This window comes from Achromobacter sp. T5-5 (assembly GCF_055397965.1).
The window spans coordinates 5,681,701-5,699,475 of sequence record NZ_AP027919.1; the positions used below are offsets into that span (position 1 = coordinate 5,681,701).

14 protein-coding genes are annotated in these 17,775 nt (G+C 66.8%); all 14 read right to left on the bottom strand.

The window, feature by feature from the left end; all coding sequences use genetic code 11:
- Positions 1 to 27: 27 nt before the first annotated feature.
- The 14 genes from ACZ50Q_RS25675 to ACZ50Q_RS25740 all read right to left on the bottom strand — a co-directional run bounded on the left by ACZ50Q_RS25675 (position 28) and on the right by ACZ50Q_RS25740 (position 17,775).
- On the bottom strand, positions 28 to 468 hold the full coding sequence (locus ACZ50Q_RS25675; protein ID WP_092579862.1) for an acyl-CoA thioesterase: 441 nt from the start codon (positions 466 to 468) through the stop codon (positions 28 to 30).
- A 26-nt stretch (positions 469 to 494) separates the two neighbouring features.
- Positions 495 to 2,135, bottom strand: a complete 1,641-nt coding sequence (locus ACZ50Q_RS25680) for an AMP-binding protein (RefSeq protein WP_092579864.1) — start codon at positions 2,133 to 2,135, stop codon at positions 495 to 497.
- Positions 2,136 to 2,198: 63 nt separating this feature from the next.
- The gene (locus ACZ50Q_RS25685) at positions 2,199 to 3,368 is read right to left on the bottom strand and encodes an acyl-CoA dehydrogenase family protein (RefSeq protein WP_464079914.1); all 1,170 of its coding nucleotides are present in this window, start codon (positions 3,366 to 3,368) and stop codon (positions 2,199 to 2,201) included.
- Positions 3,369 to 3,370: 2 nt separating this feature from the next.
- A complete protein-coding gene (locus ACZ50Q_RS25690) occupies positions 3,371 to 4,228 on the bottom strand; it encodes an enoyl-CoA hydratase family protein (RefSeq protein WP_464079915.1) in 858 nt (285 codons plus the stop codon).
- 42 nt (positions 4,229 to 4,270) lie between these two features.
- Positions 4,271 to 5,062: an SDR family NAD(P)-dependent oxidoreductase gene (locus ACZ50Q_RS25695; RefSeq protein WP_464079916.1), complete on the bottom strand. Its 792-nt coding sequence runs from the start codon at positions 5,060 to 5,062 to the stop codon at positions 4,271 to 4,273.
- Entirely contained in the window at positions 5,059 to 7,410 is a 2,352-nt protein-coding gene (locus tag ACZ50Q_RS25700; protein ID WP_464079917.1) for a bifunctional salicylyl-CoA 5-hydroxylase/oxidoreductase, read from the bottom strand. Before ACZ50Q_RS25700 ends, ACZ50Q_RS25695 begins: the two co-directional genes overlap by 4 nt.
- A gap of 1,205 nt (positions 7,411 to 8,615) precedes the next feature.
- Positions 8,616 to 11,192: a sensor domain-containing protein gene (locus ACZ50Q_RS25705; protein WP_464079918.1), complete on the bottom strand. Its 2,577-nt coding sequence runs from the start codon at positions 11,190 to 11,192 to the stop codon at positions 8,616 to 8,618.
- Between the two features lie 38 nt (positions 11,193 to 11,230).
- Positions 11,231 to 12,028: a biofilm regulation diguanylate cyclase SiaD gene (siaD, locus tag ACZ50Q_RS25710; protein WP_092579874.1), complete on the bottom strand. Its 798-nt coding sequence runs from the start codon at positions 12,026 to 12,028 to the stop codon at positions 11,231 to 11,233.
- Entirely contained in the window at positions 12,028 to 12,402 is a 375-nt protein-coding gene (gene siaC, locus ACZ50Q_RS25715) for a biofilm regulation phosphoprotein SiaC (protein WP_464079919.1), read from the bottom strand. The genes siaD and siaC overlap by 1 nt, the downstream gene beginning before the upstream one ends.
- 36 nt (positions 12,403 to 12,438) lie before the next feature.
- Positions 12,439 to 12,978, bottom strand: a complete 540-nt coding sequence (gene siaB, locus ACZ50Q_RS25720) for a biofilm regulation protein kinase SiaB (protein WP_076518690.1) — start codon at positions 12,976 to 12,978, stop codon at positions 12,439 to 12,441.
- A gap of 23 nt (positions 12,979 to 13,001) precedes the next feature.
- Positions 13,002 to 14,987, bottom strand: a complete 1,986-nt coding sequence (gene siaA / locus ACZ50Q_RS25725; protein ID WP_464079920.1) for a biofilm regulation protein phosphatase SiaA — start codon at positions 14,985 to 14,987, stop codon at positions 13,002 to 13,004.
- Between the two features lie 327 nt (positions 14,988 to 15,314).
- The gene (locus ACZ50Q_RS25730) at positions 15,315 to 16,019 is read right to left on the bottom strand and encodes an ABC transporter ATP-binding protein (RefSeq protein ID WP_092579881.1); all 705 of its coding nucleotides are present in this window, start codon (positions 16,017 to 16,019) and stop codon (positions 15,315 to 15,317) included.
- Complete coding sequence (locus tag ACZ50Q_RS25735) at positions 16,019 to 16,816, bottom strand: ABC transporter ATP-binding protein (RefSeq protein ID WP_464079921.1); 798 nt, start codon at positions 16,814 to 16,816, stop codon at positions 16,019 to 16,021. Before ACZ50Q_RS25735 ends, ACZ50Q_RS25730 begins: the two co-directional genes overlap by 1 nt.
- The gene (locus ACZ50Q_RS25740) at positions 16,813 to 17,775 is read right to left on the bottom strand and encodes a branched-chain amino acid ABC transporter permease (RefSeq protein ID WP_092579883.1); all 963 of its coding nucleotides are present in this window, start codon (positions 17,773 to 17,775) and stop codon (positions 16,813 to 16,815) included. The genes ACZ50Q_RS25735 and ACZ50Q_RS25740 overlap by 4 nt, the downstream gene beginning before the upstream one ends.

Sequence of the window (17,775 nt, forward strand, 5' to 3'; positions counted from 1 at the left end):
AATAAACAAAGACAGGGCGGCGTCCGCTTATGCCGCGGTTGCCAGATATTCCTGCATGCGCTCCCGCAGATCCGCGGGCAGCGGCATCGACTTCATCGTCCGCAGGTCCACCGTCACGATCGTCAGCGTCGCCGACAACCGCAACTGGCCGTCCGGCCCCTCGAAGCGCACCAGCGCCTTGAAAGACGCGCCGCCAATACGCTGCACCGCCAGCGTCTGGCGCAGCTTCTCGTGCCAGCGGCTGGGCGCGCTGAAATCGCACGTCACCGACGCCATCGGCGTGCCGATGTGCCGTTCGACGTGCAGTGCGTGAAACGGCAGCCCCATGCCCTTGTCGAACCACTCCTCGACAAAATCATTGATCATCTCGAAGTAGCGCGGGTAGAACACGATGCCCGCCGGATCGCAGTGACGAAAGCGGACTTCTACCTGACTCTCAAAGGGTGCTGCCGGATGGGGTGCTGCCATGATGTTTCCTTGATGCCTTTTCCTGCTCACGCCATCTTGCGCAGCGCAAAGCGCTGCAGCTTGCCGGTCTCGGTGCGCGGCAACGTCGCCACGAATTCGATTGCGCGCGGATACTTGTACGGCGCGATGCTGGCCTTCACGAACGCCTGCATCTGCGCCACCAGCTCGGCGCTGGGCGCGTAGCCCGGCTTGAGCACCACGAACGCCTTCACCAACTGGCCACGTTCGTCGTCCATCGCGCCCACCACGCCGCATTCCGCCACGGCCTCATGGCGCAGCAGCGCGTCCTCGACCTCGGGACCGGCGATGTTGTAGCCCGCCGAGACGATCATGTCGTCATTGCGCGCCTGATAGAACAGATAGCCGTCGTCGTCCTGCACGAACGTATCGCCCGGCAGGTTCCAGCCTTGCTGCACGAACCGGCGCTGACGCTCGTCGGCCAGGTAACGGCAGCCCGTCGGCCCCTTGATCGCCAGGCGGCCCACCGTGCCGTTGGGCACGGGCTTCATGTCATCGTCCACGATCTGGGCCACATAACCCGGCACCACGCGGCCGATCGCGCCGCGGCGCACTTCGTCCGGCGGGCTGGATACGAACACGTGGATCATCTCCGTGCCGCCGATCCCGTCGATCATCTCGATCCCCGTCGCCTCCTTCCAGAGCTGGCGCGTCGCATCGGGCAAGGCCTCGCCGGCGGATACGCTTTTCTTCAGCGATGACAGGTCGAACTTGCCCACCTGCGCCGCCATCTGGCGGTAGAAGGTTGGCGCGGTGAACACGATGGTGGCGCGGAAGTCCTGGATCAGTTCCAGCAGGCTTTCCGGCGACAGCTTCTCGGACAGCACCGTGCTCGCGCCCACGCGCAGGGGAAAGCACAACAGCCCGCCCAGGCCAAAGGTAAAAGCCAGCGGCGGCGTGCCGCAGAAAATATCGTCCGGCCCCGGCTTGATCACATGCTTGGGAAACAGGTCGCACATCGCCAGCACGTCGCGGTGAAAGTGCATGCAGCCCTTGGGCGAGCCCGTGGTGCCGCTGGTGAACGCGATCAGGCAGACGTCATCGGACGCGGTGTCGCAGGCCTGGAAGGTATCGGACTTGCCCGCCGCCAGCGTGTCCAGCGCATCCGGCGCGGTGTCATTGAAATACATGATCTGCGCCAGGTCGGCGCAATGATGCTCGTGATCCGGCTGCGCGCAGAACTGCGCCTCGTCCTTGAGCCGCACATCGCACAGCACGGCCTGGATCTGCGCCTTCTCGATGATCTGCTTCAGCTCCTTGGAACGCAGCAGCGGCATCGTCGGCACGGTCACCAGGCCCGCCTTGATCGCGGCCAGCCAGGACGCGGCCATCATCGGATTGTTCGGACCGCGCAGCAGCAGGCGGTTGCCCGGCACCAGCTTCATGTCCTCGGTCAGGACGTGCGCGATGCGGTTGGTCAGCGCGGCCAGCTCGCGGTAGGTCATCGAGGCCGGCTTGCCGTCCTGGCGCCAGCGCAGGGCCACGCGGTCGCCGTGGCCGCGGTCCACCATGGCGTCCACCAGCTCCACGGCGCAATTGAAACGCTTGGGATAGGCCACGTCGGGGCCGTCCAGCAGGAACTCTGGCCATTGATCGCCCGGGGGCAGGTTGTCCCGGGCGAAGGTGTCGATGTGGGCGGATACTTCCATGAAAATTCCCCTTGGCTAGTGCGATGCGGTTTACGTTGCGAAGGCAGGCGCTCGGTGGCCCCTTTACGCCTTCAGCAATTCACGGGCGATGATCAATTTCTGCACTTCCGTGGCGCCTTCGTAGATACGCAGCGCTCTGATTTCCCTGTAAAGCTTCTCCACCGGCATCCCCGACACCACGCCCGCGCCGCCGAACATCTGCAATGCCCGGTCGATCACGGTCTGCGCCGATTCGGTGGCCGTCATCTTGGCCATCGCGGCTTCGCGCGTGGTGCGCAGCTTGCGCACGTCGCGCATCCACGCGGCGCGGTACGTCAGCAGCGCCGAGGCGTCGATGGCCGTGGCCATGTCGCCCAGCGCCGCTTGCGTCAATTGCAGGTCGGCCAGCGTCTGGCCGAACATGCGGCGGGACTTGGCGCGCGCCAGGCCCTCGTCCAGCGCGCGGCGCGCAAACCCCAGCGCCGCCGCCGCCACCGACGCGCGGAAGATGTCCAGCGTCATCATGGCCAGCTTGAAGCCCTGGCCCGCATCCCCCAGCCGGTGCGTGGCGGGAATGCGGCAGTTGTCGAAGGTGATGGTCGCCAGCGGGTGCGGCGCGATCAGTTCGATGCGCTCGGCGACCTCGAAGCCCGGCGTGCCGGCATCCACCACGAACGCGCTGATGCCGCGCGCGCCCGGCGCTTCGCCGGTGCGCGCGAACACGCAGTAGAAGTCGGCGATGCCGCCGTTGGAGATCCAGGTCTTGACGCCGTTGAGCACGTAGTGATCGCCGTCCAGCCGCGCCTCGCACGCCAGCGCGGCCACGTCGGAGCCCGCATCGGGCTCGGACAGCGCAAAGGCCGCGATCGCCTCGCCGCGCGCCACGCGCGGCAGATAATGCTGGCGCAGCGCATCCGAACCCATCAGCGAAATCGCGCCGCTGCCCAGGCCCTGCATCGCAAACGCAAAGTCCGCCAGGCCTTCATGGCGCGCAAAGGTTTCGCGCAGGATGCACACGGCGCGGGAATCCACCTCGGGCAGCGCGCCGCCCCACGCCCCGTCCGGGCCGCCCGCCACCGCGTAGCGCAGCCAGCCGGCCTCGCCCATGGCGCGGACCAGCTTTTTGCAGGCCGCGTCGGCGTCGTGATGGTCGACGTCGCCCAGCGATTTTTCGCACCAGGCGTCGACCTCATGCGCCAGCTTGCGGTGCGTGTCGTCGAAAAAGGGCCAGTCCAGCCAGCTTGCGTCGCGCATCGTCAATTCCCCTCGAAGACGGGCTTCTGCTTGGCCACGAAGGCCTCGTAGGCGCGATGGAAATCGCGCGTCTGCATGCAGATGGCCTGGGCCTCGGCTTCGGCCTCGATGGCCTCGTCCACGCCCATGTTCCATTCCTGGTGCAGCAGCTTCTTGGTGACGCCGTGGGCGAACGTCGGGCCGGCGGCAAGCTGCGCCGCGAGCGTCTGGGCGGCTTCCAGCAGCTTGCCGGAGTCGTGCAGCGCATTGAAAAAGCCCCAGTTGGCGCCCTCTTCGGCCGTCATCGCGCGGCCCGTGTACAGCAGTTCGGAGGCGCGGCCCTGGCCGATCATGCGCGGCAGCAGCGTGCACGCGCCCATGTCGGCGCCCGCCAGGCCCACGCGGGTGAAGAGAAACGCCGTGCGCGCGGCGGGCGTGCCCAGGCGCATGTCCGAGGCCAGCGCCACCATCGCGCCCGCCCCGGCGCACACGCCGTCCACCGCCGCCACGATGGGCTGCGGGCAAGCGCGCATGGCCTTGACCAGGTCGCCCGTCATGCGGGTGAAGTCCAGCAGTTCCGGCATGCTCATCTTCGTGAGCGGGCCGATGATTTCATGCACGTCGCCGCCCGAGCAGAAGTTGCCGCCCGCGCCCGTCACCACGATCACCTTGACGTCGGTGGCATACACCAGCGAACGGAAGAGATCGCGCAATTCCGCGTACGAATCGAAAGTCAGCGGATTCTTGCGCTCGGGACGGTTCAGCGTGATGGTGCCGATCTTGCCGTCGTCCGACACCTGCCACAGGAACGTCTTCGCCTGGTAGCCGGCGAGGGGACGCTTGTGGTGCTTCATGGTGTGCTCTTCGGGCTGGGTGCTCATGGTGTCTCCGTTCGTGAATGCAGGGTGGGTGGCTTGCCGGCTTCAGCCGGTCATCACTTCGCCGCCGTCCACGGCGATCGCCTGGCCATTGACGGAGGCGGACGCCGGCAGGGCCAGCCACGCGACCGTCTCGGCCACTTCCTCGGGCTGCACCAGGCGGCCCTGCGGATTGCGCTCGGCCAGCTTGAGGCGGGCGGCTTCCGGCGTCATGCCGGTCTTTTCGACGATATTGGCGACCGCGCCGCGCACGATGTCGGTCTCGGTGTAGCCCGGGCAGACCGCGTTGACGGTCACGCCCTTCTGGGCGGTTTCCAGCGCCAGCGAACGGGTCAGGCCGATGACGCCGTGCTTGGCGGCGCAGTAGGCGCTTACATACCCGTAGCCGATCAGGCCCGCGGTGCTGGCGACGTTGATCACGCGGCCCCATTTTTCCTGCAGCATCCCGGGCAATGCCGCCTGGATGCAGTGGAAAGTGCCGGTCAGGTTGACGGCCAGCATCTGGTTCCAGAGCGCGGCGTCGGTGCGGTCAAAGCGCTGGCTGACCGCCTGCCCGGCGTTGTTCACCAGGATCAGCACGGGGCCGAACTCGGTCTCGGCCTGCGCAAAGGCGGCGCGCACCGAGGCCTCGTCGGCGATGTCCGCGCTGACGGCCTGCACCTGGCCCAGCCGGGCCAGTTCGTCGGTCGCGACGTCCAGCGCGCCGCCGTCGCGGCCCAGCAGCGTGACGCGCGCGCCGCGCTGCAGCAGCGCCCGCGCGCTGGCCAGGCCGATGCCGCGGGCGCCGCCCGTCACCAGGGCATGACGCCCGGCGAGCGGGTGCGGTTGTGCGTTCATTTGATATCCAGTTGCGCCATGGCGGCGGCGCGTTCAAAGTTGGTTTCAAGCTGGCGCTTGCCGGCGAAATACTGGCTCGGCCAGGAAACATCAACATAGCCCACCCGGGCCGCTTCGCGCAGCGTCCAGGAGGCGTCGGCCAAATGGGGACGTGCCAGCGCGCAGAGGTCGGCGCGGCCCGAGGCGATGATGCCGTTGGCGTGATCGGCTTCGAAGATGGCGCCCACCGCAATCGTCGGAATGCCGGCCTCGTTGCGGACCCGGTCGGCGAACGGCGTCTGGAACATGCGGCCGTAGATGGGCTTTTCTTCCTTGCTGACCTGGCCCGACGAGCAGTCGATCATATCGGCGCCCGCGGCCTTGAAGTGGCGCGCGATCTCGACCGCATCGTCCGGCGTGATGCCGCCTTCCACCCAGTCGTGGGCGGAGATCCGCACCGACATGGGCTTGTCCTCGGGCCAGACCGCGCGCACGGCGTGGAAGACCTCGAGCGGGAAGCGCAGGCGGTTCTCCAGGCTGCCGCCGTACTCGTCGTCGCGATGGTTGGTGAGCGGCGAAATGAAGCTGGACAGCAGATAGCCGTGGGCGCAGTGCAGCTCCAGCCAGTCGAAGCCGGCGGCCGCGGCGCGGCGGGCGGCGGCCACGAAGTTGTCGCGCACCTGGTCCATGTCGGCGCGCGTCATGGCGCGCGGCGTCTGCGACACGCCTTCGATGTACGGCAGGGCCGAGGCCGACATCAGCGGCCAGTTGCCCTCGGGCAGCGGATGATCGATCTTCTGCCAGCCGAGCTGCGTGGACCCCTTGCGGCCGGCGTGGCCAAGCTGCATGCCGATACGCGCGTCGCTGTTGCCGTGCACGAAGTTCACGATGCGCGCGAACGCCTGCTGCTGCTCGTCGTTCCACAGGCCCGGGCACCCCGGGGTGATGCGGCCGTCGGGGGACACGCAGGTCATTTCCACCATGACCAGCCCGGCCCCGCCCATGGCGCGGGCGCCCAGGTGAACCAGGTGAAAATCGCCCGGCACGCCGTCGGTGCAGGAATACATGGCCATGGGCGACACCAGGATGCGGTTTTTGAGCCGCACGCCGCGCACCTGGTAGGGGGTGAGCATCGGAATGGCCGGACGCCGGCCCTCGGGAGTGCCCGCACCGGCGCGCTCGGCGATCCAGCGCTCGAAGCCTTCGAGCCAGGCTGGATCGCGCAGGCGCAGGTTCTCGTGCGAGATGCGCTGCGAACGGGTCAGCAGCGAGTAGGCGAACTGCTCGGGATCCAGGTCGGCGTAGCGCTCGACGTTCTCGAACCATTCGGTGGAGTTGCGCGCGGCGTTCTGGATCTTCAGGACTTCGACGCTGCGCACTTCTTCGTAGTGGTGCAGGCCGGCCTCGACGCTGCCTTCCGCGCCGCTCAGGCAGCGCGCCAGTTCGATGGCGTCTTCGAGCGCCAGCTTGGTGCCGGAGCCGATGGAGAAGTGCGCGGTATGCGCGGCGTCGCCCATCAGCACGACCGGCACGCGGCGCATGCCGCGCGCGGTGTCCAGGTTGTTCCAGTGGACCCAGGTGTTGCAGATGACGCGCGGGAAGCGGATCCAGATGGCCGAACCGCGCAGGTGCGAGGCATTGCTGATGAGCTTGTTGCCGTCCAGCCAGGGCGCGAACAGCTTTTCGCAGTAGGCAATGCCCTCTTCCTGGCTCATTTGCTCGATGCCGGCGGCCTGCCAGGTTTCTTCGGGCGTTTCGACGATGAACGTGGACATGCCGTCTTCGTAGCGGTAGGCGTGCGCCTGGAACCAGCCGTGCTCGGTCTGCACGAAGGCGAACGTGAACGCATCGAAGACCTTTTTGGTGCCCAGCCACACGAAGCGGCAGCGGCGCTGATCGATGTCGGGATGGAAGGTGTCGGCGTACCGGGTGCGGACCTGGCTGTTGATGCCGTCCGAGGCGATGACGAGGTCGGCGTCGTATTCGCGGGCGATGGCCTGGTCGTCCTGGACGAAGTTTTCGAACACCAGCTTCACGCCGACGTCTTCGCAGCGGGCCTGCAGGATGTTGAGCAGCTTCTTGCGGCCGATGCCGATGAAGCCGTGGCCGCTGGTGCGGATGCTGCGTCCCTTGAAATGGATGTCGATGTCATCCCAATGGTTGAAGGCATCGCCGATGGTCTGGGCGGAGACCGGATCGGCCTCGCGCAGGTTCTGCATGGTGGCGTCGGAGAACACGACGCCCCAGCCGAAGGTGTCGTACGGGCGGTTGCGCTCGATGACGGTGACTTCGTTGGCGGGATTCTGCAGTTTCATCAGCAGACCGAAATACAGGCCGGCGGGACCGCCGCCGATGCAGACTATCTTCATTGCCGTATACGCTCCAAGGGTACGCGACAGTCGCTCGTTGATGCTGGAGCGCAAGCCGCAGATATTTAGGTCTGGATAGTTTAGGCTTGAAATATATACCCGAAGTTGTGGGTGTGCAAATGAGGGAAAGTATTTAGGACGGAGTTAAAGGGGGACGATTGGGGGATTGCTCTTGGAGGCGGATGGAGGATGTCGTTTGATCGGACGCTGCGTGGGATTCGTAGCGGTGGCAGGATCGGTTTTGGGGTGGGATGCTTACGTTGCAGCGCGTGTTGCGGCGCGTTTTTTGAGTTCTTGATCCGCCCCTCGGCGCGGACGGCAGGGCCGCGAGCGCCCACGATTGCGGTCCGGAGCCTTCGCTCCGGACTGCCCCGTTGTCATCCTCGTCCTCGCCTTCGGCGACTCCTACGGATTCCCTCGGGCGCATCGACGGCGCTCGCGACCCTGCCGCCCGCACCGAGGAGCTGCGATGTGCCGGTTTGCGGCGCTGCTAGACCCGTGGTCGGGGACGATTCTTGCGGGGCCCGCCGAGTCGCGGCCGCGCGGGCGGCCACGATCGGCATACGCGTTGTGGGGCGTCGGAGGGGTGGGCGCTTGCGCGCTGGCGGGGATGGGGGTGCTAATGGGTCCAGCATCACCGAGGGGGGAAGGTGATGGGCGGCGCGCGATGACGGCCTGCTACAGTTTGCCGGCCTGGACGCGCGCCGCCCAGCGGGGACTTGGGTTCAAGTGGCGATTAGTGGCGAGCTGCTCCGAGGTGTCTGAACGCTGATCTCGACAAGAACCCAGACTCCATCCCCCCTACTCGCGAAGCGTCATCACCACAACGCAAGACGCCGCGTAAGTCCCCGAAGGCCGCCCGCGCGGCCGACCGGGGACGGGCACCGCAAGATGCTCCGGGTCCGAAAGTCTCGCCGCAAAAATGCCAAGCACGCTGACCTGCCCAACGGCCTGACACTGTCAATTGCTCGAGTCCGGTGCGGTGGCGGCGCGGGGTGCGCGGGGCGTCGATAAGCCCGAGGGAATCCGTAGGAGCCGCCGCAGGCGGGGACGAGGATGACGACGGGGGGGCCCGCCTAGGGCAGTCCGGAGCGAAGGCTCCGGACCGCAATCGTGGCCCCGCGCGCCCCGCGTCGCCACCGTGCCGGACGCCTCAAGAACTCAAATCCCCAAGAGGCGAAGACACGACAAGCCCAACCCCGCGACTACCCCCGAGCCCGCAGCCATTCCTCCAGATCCCCCGCCGGCAACGGCGGTGAAAACAGGAACCCCTGCCCCGCCGCGCACCCTTGTTCGATCAGGAACCGCCGCTGCTCCTCATTCTCGACACCTTCCGCAACCACCGGCAGGCTCAAGCTCTCCCCGATCCGGATCACCGCGCTCGTCAGCGCCCGGGCAGCATCATCGCTCTCCAGCCCCTGCACAAAGCTGCGATCCAGCTTCAGTTCATCCACGATGAGCCGGCGCAAATGGCCCAGGCTGGAATACCCCGTCCCAAAGTCGTCCATCGAAAGGCGTACGCCCAACCGATGCAGCTCCGCGATCGTGCGCAGCGTGCCCGCCGTCGCGTCCAGCACCACGCCCTCGGTGATCTCCAGCATCAGATCCGCCGGCGCCAGCCCGAATTCGGCCAGCGTCGCCGCGATCATCCGCGGCAGGTTCAGGTTGTGGAAATTCGTCGCCGACAGGTTCACCGACACCGACGGCACCCGCAGGCCGTTGTTGCGCCAGATCGCCAGTTGCGAGCAGGCCTCGCGCAGCGCCCAGTCGCCCAGGTCGCCGATCAGGCCGCATTCTTCAGCCAGCGGCACGAAGCGCGCCGGCGAAATGTCGCCCAGCGTCGGATGGCGCCAGCGGGCCAGCGCCTCGACCCCATACAGGCTGCCGTTCCTCAGCCCCACCTGCGGCTGGTAATGCAGGCGCAACGCCTTGGCCTCCAGCGCATCGCGCAGGGCTGCCTCCAGCGCCAGCCGCTCCTGCGCCTGGCGGTTCATTTCCGCGCTGAAGAACGAAATGCGGTTGCGCCCTGCCGTCTTCGCCTGGTACATCGCCATGTCGGCATGGCGCAGCAGCGTATCCATGTCGCGGCCGTTTTCCGGGAACACGCTGATGCCGATGCTGACCGACGGATTCAGCGTGATGCCTCCCACCGAGAAAGGCTGCGCCAGCGCCACCAGGATATGTTCGGCGGCCGCGGTCAGGCGGCCGTGCTCGAACTCCGGCATCAGCATCACGAACTCGTCGCCCGACAGGCGGCCCACGATATCGGTCGCGCGCGCCAGCCGGCGCAGGCGCTGCGCCACGTCGCGCAGCAGCGCGTCGCCGATCGGGTGGCCCAGCGTATCGTTGACCTGCTTGAAGCGGTCCAGATCCAGGAACAGCACCGCCACCCGCTTGCGCTCCGGCTCGGCGCGCGCGATGGCCTGCTCGGCCTGCGCCAGCAGCAGATTGCGGTTGGGCAGCCCCGTCAGCTCGTCATAGAACGCAAGCTGGCGGATGCGGGCGCGGGCTTCCTCGCGCTCCAGCGCCAGCGCGCACAGATACACGCACACATCCACCAGGCGGTGATGGAAATCGTCCGGCAGCCGGCGTTCGCGGAAATAGAAGGCAAACGTGCCGATCACCCGGCCGTCGCTCGACTTGATCGGCGACGACCAGCAGGCCTTGTATTCCTCGGGCAGCGGCAGATGGCGGTAATCGTCCCACAACGGATCCGTCGCGATATCCGGCACGATCACCGGCCGCCCCAGAAACGCGCTGGTGCCGCACGCGCCCACCTGCGGGCCGATCGCCACGCCTTCCAGCGCGTCCGAATAGGCTTGCGGCAGACTGGGCGCCGCCAGCGGCCGCAAGAGGCCCGCGTCGTCCACGCGCACCACCGAGGCCGCCACTTCGGGCGCCAGGCGCTCGACCTCGCGGCACACCATATTCATAACCTCGACCACCGAGGCCTCGTTCACCATCGCCTGCAACACCCGGCGCTGCAGCACCTCGTGCACCTTGGTCGGCGTAATGTCCGTCAGCACGTCCACGATGTTGACCAGCGTCCCGCGCTCGTCGAACACCGAGTTGGCCATGACCGACACCCACAGCGGCTTGCCGCCGCGGTCGTAGACCAGCACGTCCTTGTGATAGCCCTCGCGACAGGCGACGCGCCGGTGGAGTTCCTCGCGCGTGCCGCCATCGGGGCGGCCGCCGGACAGCAGCTCGCCCAGATCCTGGTGCAGGGCATCGCCGCGCGAAAAGCCCAGCATGCGCTGGAAGCCATCGTTGACGTAGACGATCCGCCCGTCGCAGCCGGAAACGGCCACCGCGTTGCCCGTCTCGTTGATGCCCAGCATCAGCAGACGGATCTCCTCCTGCCGCTCGGCATCCGCGATCGACTTGCGCGAAATCACCGACACGCGGGCGATATCGCCCGCGTCGTCCGTCAGCGGCAGATAGGTGGCCTCGATCCAAAGAAAGCTGCCGTCCTTCTTGCGGTATCGGCAGGTGCCGGAAAAATGCTGGCCGCGGCGCAGCCGGGCCCAGACCTGTTCGCCGCTGCCCGTGCCCTTGCCTTCGTCCATGCTGTCGCACAGCATGTCGTGGCGCAGCGCCTGGGCCTCTTCGCGGGTGTAGCCCACCGCGGCCAGGAAATTGGTATTGCCGTTCAACAAGGAGCCGGTCGCGTCGAAGTCGAACAGCAGCAGCGCCCGATCCATCGACGTCAGATAATTGCCCACATGCCAAGCAGTGCCCTGGGGGTTCGTGTCCGAACCGCCAAGATGAGAATCAAGCATAAGGGGCTCCAACCCGGATAACAGCTGTTCCGGTTTCATTAGCGCCTCGGAAAACCAAGCGCGACGCGATCGCGTCCGTCCTGCTTGGCCAGATACAACGCCTGATCCGCCCGGCTGAGCGTCTCTGAGAAAGTTTCGCCCAACTGGTGATATGCCATGCCGATGCTGACCGTCAGCCGCAGGACGTCGTCCCCGGCCGTGACCGCCAGCCCGCGCACGTCGCTGACCAGCCGGTCCATGACCGCCTGGGCCGCTTCCGGCTGCGTCTGGGGCAGCAGCACGAGGAACTCCTCGCCGCCCCAACGGCCGCACAAGTCGTATTCGCGCAGGCTCTCGCCCAGCACGCCGGCCAGCTCGACCAGCGCGCGGTCGCCGGTTTCGTGGCCGAACCGGTCATTGACCGCCTTGAAGTGATCCACGTCCAGCATGGCGACGACGAAGCTGTCGCCGCTGCGCGCGGCGCGCTGGACTTCCTGCTTGATCATCTCCATCAGCGCGCGCCGGTTCAAGAGGCCGGTCAGGGGGTCGCGGCTGGAGGTTTCCTCGAGGGCGCGATTCAGGTCGCGCATCATATTCTGGTAGTGATCCGAGATCCGCGCGATACGGGTCAGGCGGCGCAGCTGGCGGTCGAACTGGTCGCACAGGCCCAGTTCGCGCTCGTGCGCCATGCTCTGGTAGGCGTCCGAAAGCTGGGTCACGCGCTGGATGCGCGCCATCTGCTCTTCGGTGTGCCGCCAGAGCGCTTCCAGCGCTTCGCGCAGCGGATGGCCGGCATGGGCCGGGTCCGCCAGCAATGCGGTGATACGCTGATCGAGTTCGGCGGCGCCCGGCTTCATTATCGGCCAACCACCGAAAACGGGAAGGTGCAGTCTTCCTTGAATTCTTCGGCCAGTTCGCCGACGCGCTCATTGCGCATGTCGTAGAACCAGGTCACGCCGACCTCGCGGCCCTTGCGGTGCGCGGCCTCCAGCACGTCGAAGATGTCCATGACGGACTTGATGCTGCTGGTGTTCAGGTACAGCAGTTCCAGCTCCAGCTTCAGCGGCACGTCGCTGGCCTGCACATAGGTCTCGACCCATTCAATGACCGGGCCGAACAGTTCGAAGGAATTCTCGGGGTAGGAGTCGCCGCGCATCGCCAGCACGCCGGCGGCAGCGTCGGCGGCGATGGCGGGCGTGGACTGGGTCCCGGGAATGTTCAGGTCTTTCATCAAATACTCCGAAAATAATCCTTTGAGCGCACGCCCTCAGACCACGACGCTCAGGCTGAAGAAGGCCTTGCCCGGCTGCGCGGCGGGGGTCAGGCTGGCTTCCAGCGGAGCGCCGGCGCGGCGCGCAATGTCGATGAGACCCAGCCCCGCGCCCGACGCCACGCCCTGCGTGCGCGGCTTGTGGAGCTGTGCCTTGTACTCGGCCTTCAGGGCCGCCTTGTCCAGCGCGGCCAGTTCCTGGATGCGGGCGACCAGGCTGTGGCCGTCTTGCGCATCGACCAGATTCCCCGCCGACACCACGTAGCGGCTCTCGTCGCGGCGGCCGATCACCACCGTGGCCGAGGCATCCACGTCGCCGTTCAGCGCGGCATACTGGCGGATGTTCTGGATCATCTCGATGTAGACCGAGAACACGTCCATCGCTTCGGCGGGCCGGACATGCTCTGCGTTCAGGTAGTTCTTCAGCGCATTGCCAATTTCCTCGATCAGGCTGCGGGAGATCGGCCCGTTGAAACACAGCAGGGTCCGGTTCTGGTCGAATCGCGCGCCCAACGCGTAGAGATCGGAGGCATTCATGGAGGGTACCGCCTTGATAACGATTATTCGAAACGGAAAGACAGCAAGGTGATGTCGTCGCGCTGGGGCCGGCCACCTTGGTACTCGGCGAGCGCCTGGCTGAACGCCGCCGCCTGTTCGGTTAACGGCCGGCGCGCGTGCGTCTTGAGCATTTCGGCAAAGCGCGTGTTGCCAAAGCCGAACCCATGCTCGCCGCCCGCCTGGTCGAGGAAACCGTCGGTGGCCAGGTAATACGTCCAGCCCGGCTCCATCTGCAAAGCTATGTTCTCGTAAACCCCCATACGCTTGTCGCCCAGTGCGCGCTTGCCGCCGGGCACTTCGCGCAGGCTTTCGCCGTCGCTTGCGTACAGGCTGATCTTGGCGCCTGCGTACAGCAAGCTCCCGGCTTGGCGGTCAATATATACCAGCCCCGCATCAGTGTTGGTGGCCAGGGCCCGGGGCAATTGCGCGTCCGCAAGCATGGCGCGGATGGCGTTGTCGGTGCGCGTCAGAATGCCGGCGGGATCGCCCGGTCCGACTTCCGTGATCGCCAGGTCGATCGCGGCGCGCGCCAGCATCGTCATCAGCGCGCCGGGCACGCCGTGGCCCGCGCAATCCATGATGCCCAGCAGGCAATTGGCGCCGTCCGAGCGGAACACGTAGAAATCGCCGCCGACCACGTCGCGCGGCTTCCACAGCACGAAATGGTGGGCGCCAAGCGATTGGGTGAGCTGGCGGTCCGGCAGGATCGCGCGCTGGATCAGGCTGGCGTAGTCGATGGAATCGTCGATTTTCTTGTGCGCCGCAGCCATCGCCCGGTTGGCGTCCTCCAGTTCCGAGGTGCGCTCGCGCACCTTGGTCTCCAGTTCGGCCGTGTGCTTGCGCACCTTGTCGGCCATGACGCCGAACGCGCGGCTCAGGTCGCCGATCTCGTCCTGGCCGCCCGGCGGCAGGCGCACGTCGTAGCTGCCGTTGGCGATGGCGCGGGCCGACTGCTGCAGGCGCCGCAAGGGTCGCAGCATCAGGCGTTCGATGGCAAAGCCAAAGCACAGCAGCATGGCGGCGAACAGCACCACCAGGCCGATCGCGGCCGGCCACAGCCAGCCGGTGTCCAGCACGCGGGCCGCGCCCAGGTCGACCACGGTCATCACGTGCCAGTGCAGTTCCGGCATGTACGCCACGGCCGCGAGCTGGCGCACGCCGTCCATCTTCACCCAGGCCGACTGCACGGACTGCGGGTCCGCCTGGGCGGCGTGCATGGCGGACAGCAGTTCGGCGCGCCCCTCGCCTCCGTCCAGCAGGTTGAACACCGTGCCCTTGCCGCCGGCCCCGGACGCGCCGGAGTTGTAGGCGATCAGCGCGGGGTTCATGTGCGCCTGGATCGCGCCCGCTTCGTCCACGATGATGGGCGTGACGCCGGGCTGCCCGCTGTTGACGAATTCCTTCAGGAAGCCGCCCACGTCCAGACCGGCGCCGGTCAGGCCCATGACCTTGTCGCCATCGCGGATCTGCACGTTGATCCAGACCTTGGTGGTCTTGAGCTTGAGGTCGGGATTGACGTTGATGTTGTAGCGTGCGGGCGACTTGAGCGTGGCGTAGAACCAGCCGTCGTCGGCCGCGCTGGGGCTCAGCGTATAGCGCGGCGCCTCGGACAGGGGCTTGTCGTCATTGAAGTAGTAATTGCCGGAGGTTGCGCTGGCAATGAAGTAGGCGCCGCCCAGCAGATCGCGACGGTAACCGTCGGCCTCGCGGAAGAACAGCTCGCGCGCGGCAGGATCGTTTTCATTGCGCAGCCAGCGGCGCGTGACCTCGCTGTCGGCCAGGCGCTGCGACAGCGCCAGTTCGCGCGACACCGGCGCCAGCACGCGCTGGCGGTTGAGCTGCGTGAAATTGTCGGCAAAGGCGCGGCCGAAGTGCTCGCGCACGCCATCGAGCACCTGCCAGCCGATCAGCGCGGCCGGCGCCAGGGCGACCAGGCACGCCAACAGCAGCGCCATTAATGATTTCCTGCGCAAACCCCATTTCGCCATGCAAAGTCTTCCTGACAGCCTGATGCGTTGTCACGCGCGAAAAAGGGGACACAGGCTGCCGCGCTGGCCGTAAAGGCGCGCTGCCCGTGCTTGTGCCCCGCCTTATGAGCCATGAGCCTGATGGCCGGCGCACCCATGGCATACCGGCGCGGCTAGTGTAGATGGCAGTGGGGTTTATTGATACAGGTGCAAACGTCTGGATGCGTTCGAGACACCTTAAGTTGCACGCAAGCAATATATATCTTGATTTATTGCGATTTATGTCATGGCCTGTTACGACTTCGGGGCCGGGTTGCGGCTTAATTACTACACCTCATAACACCCCCGCTACACGCCCAGGTAGCGTTCCCAGAGGCCGCGGTCGGCGTCGAGCGACGCCGAATCGCCGGTCCAGACCACCTTGCCCCGTTCCAGGATGACGTGGCGGTCCGCCAGGCTGAGCAACCTTTCGACATATTTGTCGATGACCAGGATGGTCTGGCCCGCCTGCCGCAGCCGCGCCAGGCAGTTCCAGATTTCTTCCCGGATCTTCGGCGCCAGCCCCTCGGTGGCCTCGTCCAGGATCAGCAGGCGGGGGTTGGTGACCAGCGCGCGGCCGATGGCCAGCATCTGCTGTTCGCCGCCCGACAACTGGTTGCCCATGTTGCGGGCCCGCTCGGCCAGCCGGGGAAAGAGTTCGAACACGCGATCGGGCGTCCAGGGTTCGCCGATATCCGGATTGCGCGCCGCCACGAACGCCGTCAGGTGCTCGCGCACCGTCAGGTTGGGAAAGCACTGGCGCCCTTCGGGCACGATGGCCACGCCGGCCCGCGCAATGCGGTCGGAACTCCAGCCGCTGATGTCCTGGCCCGCGAAGTGGATCTTGCCGCCGCGCAGCGGCAACTGGCCGAACAGGGTGCGCAGCAGCGTGGTCTTGCCCATGCCGTTGCGGCCCAGCAGGGTCACCACCTGCCCCGCGCCGATTTCCAGGTCCACGCCGAACAGCACCTGGCTGGCGCCGTAGCCGCTCTTGGCCGATTCGATGGTCAGCATCACGCGGTCTCCTCGTCGCCCAGGTAGGCCTGGCGCACTTCCGGATTGGCGCGGATCTCGTCCGGGGTGCCCGAGGCGATCACCCGGCCGTACACCAGCACCGACAGGCGGTCAGCAAGGCGGAACACCGCCTGCATGTCATGTTCAACCAGCAGCATCGCGGCGCGTCCCCGCATGGATTCGATCAGTTCGGTCAGGCGGACGGTCTCATCCGGCCCCATGCCGGCCATGGGTTCGTCCAGCAGCAGCACCTTGGGCCGCGCGGCCAGCGCCAGCGCGAATTCCACCTTGCGCTGCTCGCCGTGCGGCAGGGTGCCCGCCGCCCGGCCGAGCAGGCTGGCGTCGATGGCGCATTCCCGGGCCAGCTCGCGCGCCTGTTCATACAGCGCGGATTCCGCCGCGCGGGGCTTCCAGAAGCGGAAGCTGCTGCCGGCATGGGCCTGGACGGCCAGCACCAGGTTATCCAGCACGCTGGACTGCTTGAAGATATTGGTGATCTGGTAGGACCGCGACATGCCCGCCGCCACGCGCTGGTGGGCGTTCATGGCGGTGACGTCGCGGCCGTCGACCTCCAGCGTCCCCGAGTCGGCGGCCAGCGTGCCCGACAGCAGGTGGATCAGGGTGGACTTGCCCGCGCCGTTGGGGCCGATCAGGGCATGGATCTCGCCTGGCTCCAGCGACAGCGATACATTGTCGGTCGCCACCAGCGCGCCAAAGCGGCGCACCAGTCCGCGCGCCTGCAGGGCGTGCTTTCCGCCGCCCGCGGCGCGGGTCGTGGCATTCATCGGATTGCTCATGAGCCCACCTTGCCGGATTGCGGGGCAGCGCGCCCGCTGAACAGCGGCCCGAAAAGGCCGACCAGGCCGCGCGGCGCGCCGAACACCACGCACAGCAGCAGCACGCCCAGGGGCAGGTGCCAGTATTCGGTCCACAGGCGCAGCACTTCTTCCAGCGTCAGCATCACGACCGCGCCGGCCACGCCGCCATAGCGCAGGCCGATGCCGCCCACCAGCACCATGATCAGCAGGTTGGCCGACTGGGTCCAGTGCATCAGGCTGGGAGAGATGAAGAGGTTGTGGTTGGCCAGCAGCGCGCCCGCCAGCCCGGCCGCCGCGCCGCTCAGCGTGAAGGCCATGAGCTTGATGCGGTAGACCGGATATCCCATGGATTCCATGCGCGATTCGTTCTCGCGGATACCCTGCAGCGCCATGCCGAAGCGCGACGCGACGACGCGGCCAAAGACCCACATCAGCAGCGCGAAAAGCACCAGCACCAGGTAATAGAAGCTGACGTCATTGGCCAGGTCGATGCCGGGCAGGCTGGAGTAGCCAGGCAGGTTCAGCCCGTCTTCGCCCCCGTACTGGCGCAGCGAGATGAAGATGTAGAACAGCATCTGCGCGAACGCCAGCGTGATCATGATGAAGTACACGCCGCGGGTGCGCAGCGAGATCGCCCCCGTGATGCAGGCCAGCACGCCCGCCAGCAGCATCGCCACGGGCCAGGAGACGAGCGCCGACGTGACGCCCGACATGGCCAGGATGCCCACCGCATAGGCGCCCGCGCCGAAGAACGCCGCGTGGCCCAGCGCCACCATGCCGCCGTAGCCCAGGATCAGGTTCAGGCTGGTCGCGGCCAGCGCGTAGATCAGCACGCGCCGCACGAAGGAAATGTAGAAGTCCAGGCCCAGCATCGGCGCCACCAGCGGGAACACCGCCAACGCCGCCAGCAGGACCACGGTCCAGAGTTTGGTTCTCAT

Bases quoted from the DNA above. Each gene is read 5' to 3' on its own strand.
- siaC (WP_464079919.1), bottom strand. From the start codon at position 12,402: ATGAAAGACCTGAACATTCCCGGGACCCAGTCCACGCCCGCCATCGCC.
- ACZ50Q_RS25680 (WP_092579864.1), bottom strand. From the start codon at position 2,135: ATGGAAGTATCCGCCCACATCGACACCTTCGCCCGGGACAACCTGCCC.
- ACZ50Q_RS25700 (WP_464079917.1), bottom strand. From the start codon at position 7,410: ATGAAGATAGTCTGCATCGGCGGCGGTCCCGCCGGCCTGTATTTCGGT.
- ACZ50Q_RS25685 (WP_464079914.1), bottom strand. From the start codon at position 3,368: ATGCGCGACGCAAGCTGGCTGGACTGGCCCTTTTTCGACGACACGCAC.
- ACZ50Q_RS25730 (WP_092579881.1), bottom strand. From the start codon at position 16,019: ATGCTGACCATCGAATCGGCCAAGAGCGGCTACGGCGCCAGCCAGGTG.
- ACZ50Q_RS25675 (WP_092579862.1), bottom strand. From the start codon at position 468: ATGGCAGCACCCCATCCGGCAGCACCCTTTGAGAGTCAGGTAGAAGTC.
- ACZ50Q_RS25705 (WP_464079918.1), bottom strand. From the start codon at position 11,192: ATGCTTGATTCTCATCTTGGCGGTTCGGACACGAACCCCCAGGGCACT.
- ACZ50Q_RS25690 (WP_464079915.1), bottom strand. From the start codon at position 4,228: ATGAGCACCCAGCCCGAAGAGCACACCATGAAGCACCACAAGCGTCCC.
- siaD (WP_092579874.1), bottom strand. From the start codon at position 12,028: ATGAAGCCGGGCGCCGCCGAACTCGATCAGCGTATCACCGCATTGCTG.
- siaA (WP_464079920.1), bottom strand. From the start codon at position 14,987: ATGGCGAAATGGGGTTTGCGCAGGAAATCATTAATGGCGCTGCTGTTG.
- ACZ50Q_RS25735 (WP_464079921.1), bottom strand. From the start codon at position 16,816: ATGAGCAATCCGATGAATGCCACGACCCGCGCCGCGGGCGGCGGAAAG.
- siaB (WP_076518690.1), bottom strand. From the start codon at position 12,978: ATGAATGCCTCCGATCTCTACGCGTTGGGCGCGCGATTCGACCAGAAC.
- ACZ50Q_RS25740 (WP_092579883.1), bottom strand. From the start codon at position 17,775: ATGAGAACCAAACTCTGGACCGTGGTCCTGCTGGCGGCGTTGGCGGTG.
- ACZ50Q_RS25695 (WP_464079916.1), bottom strand. From the start codon at position 5,062: ATGAACGCACAACCGCACCCGCTCGCCGGGCGTCATGCCCTGGTGACG.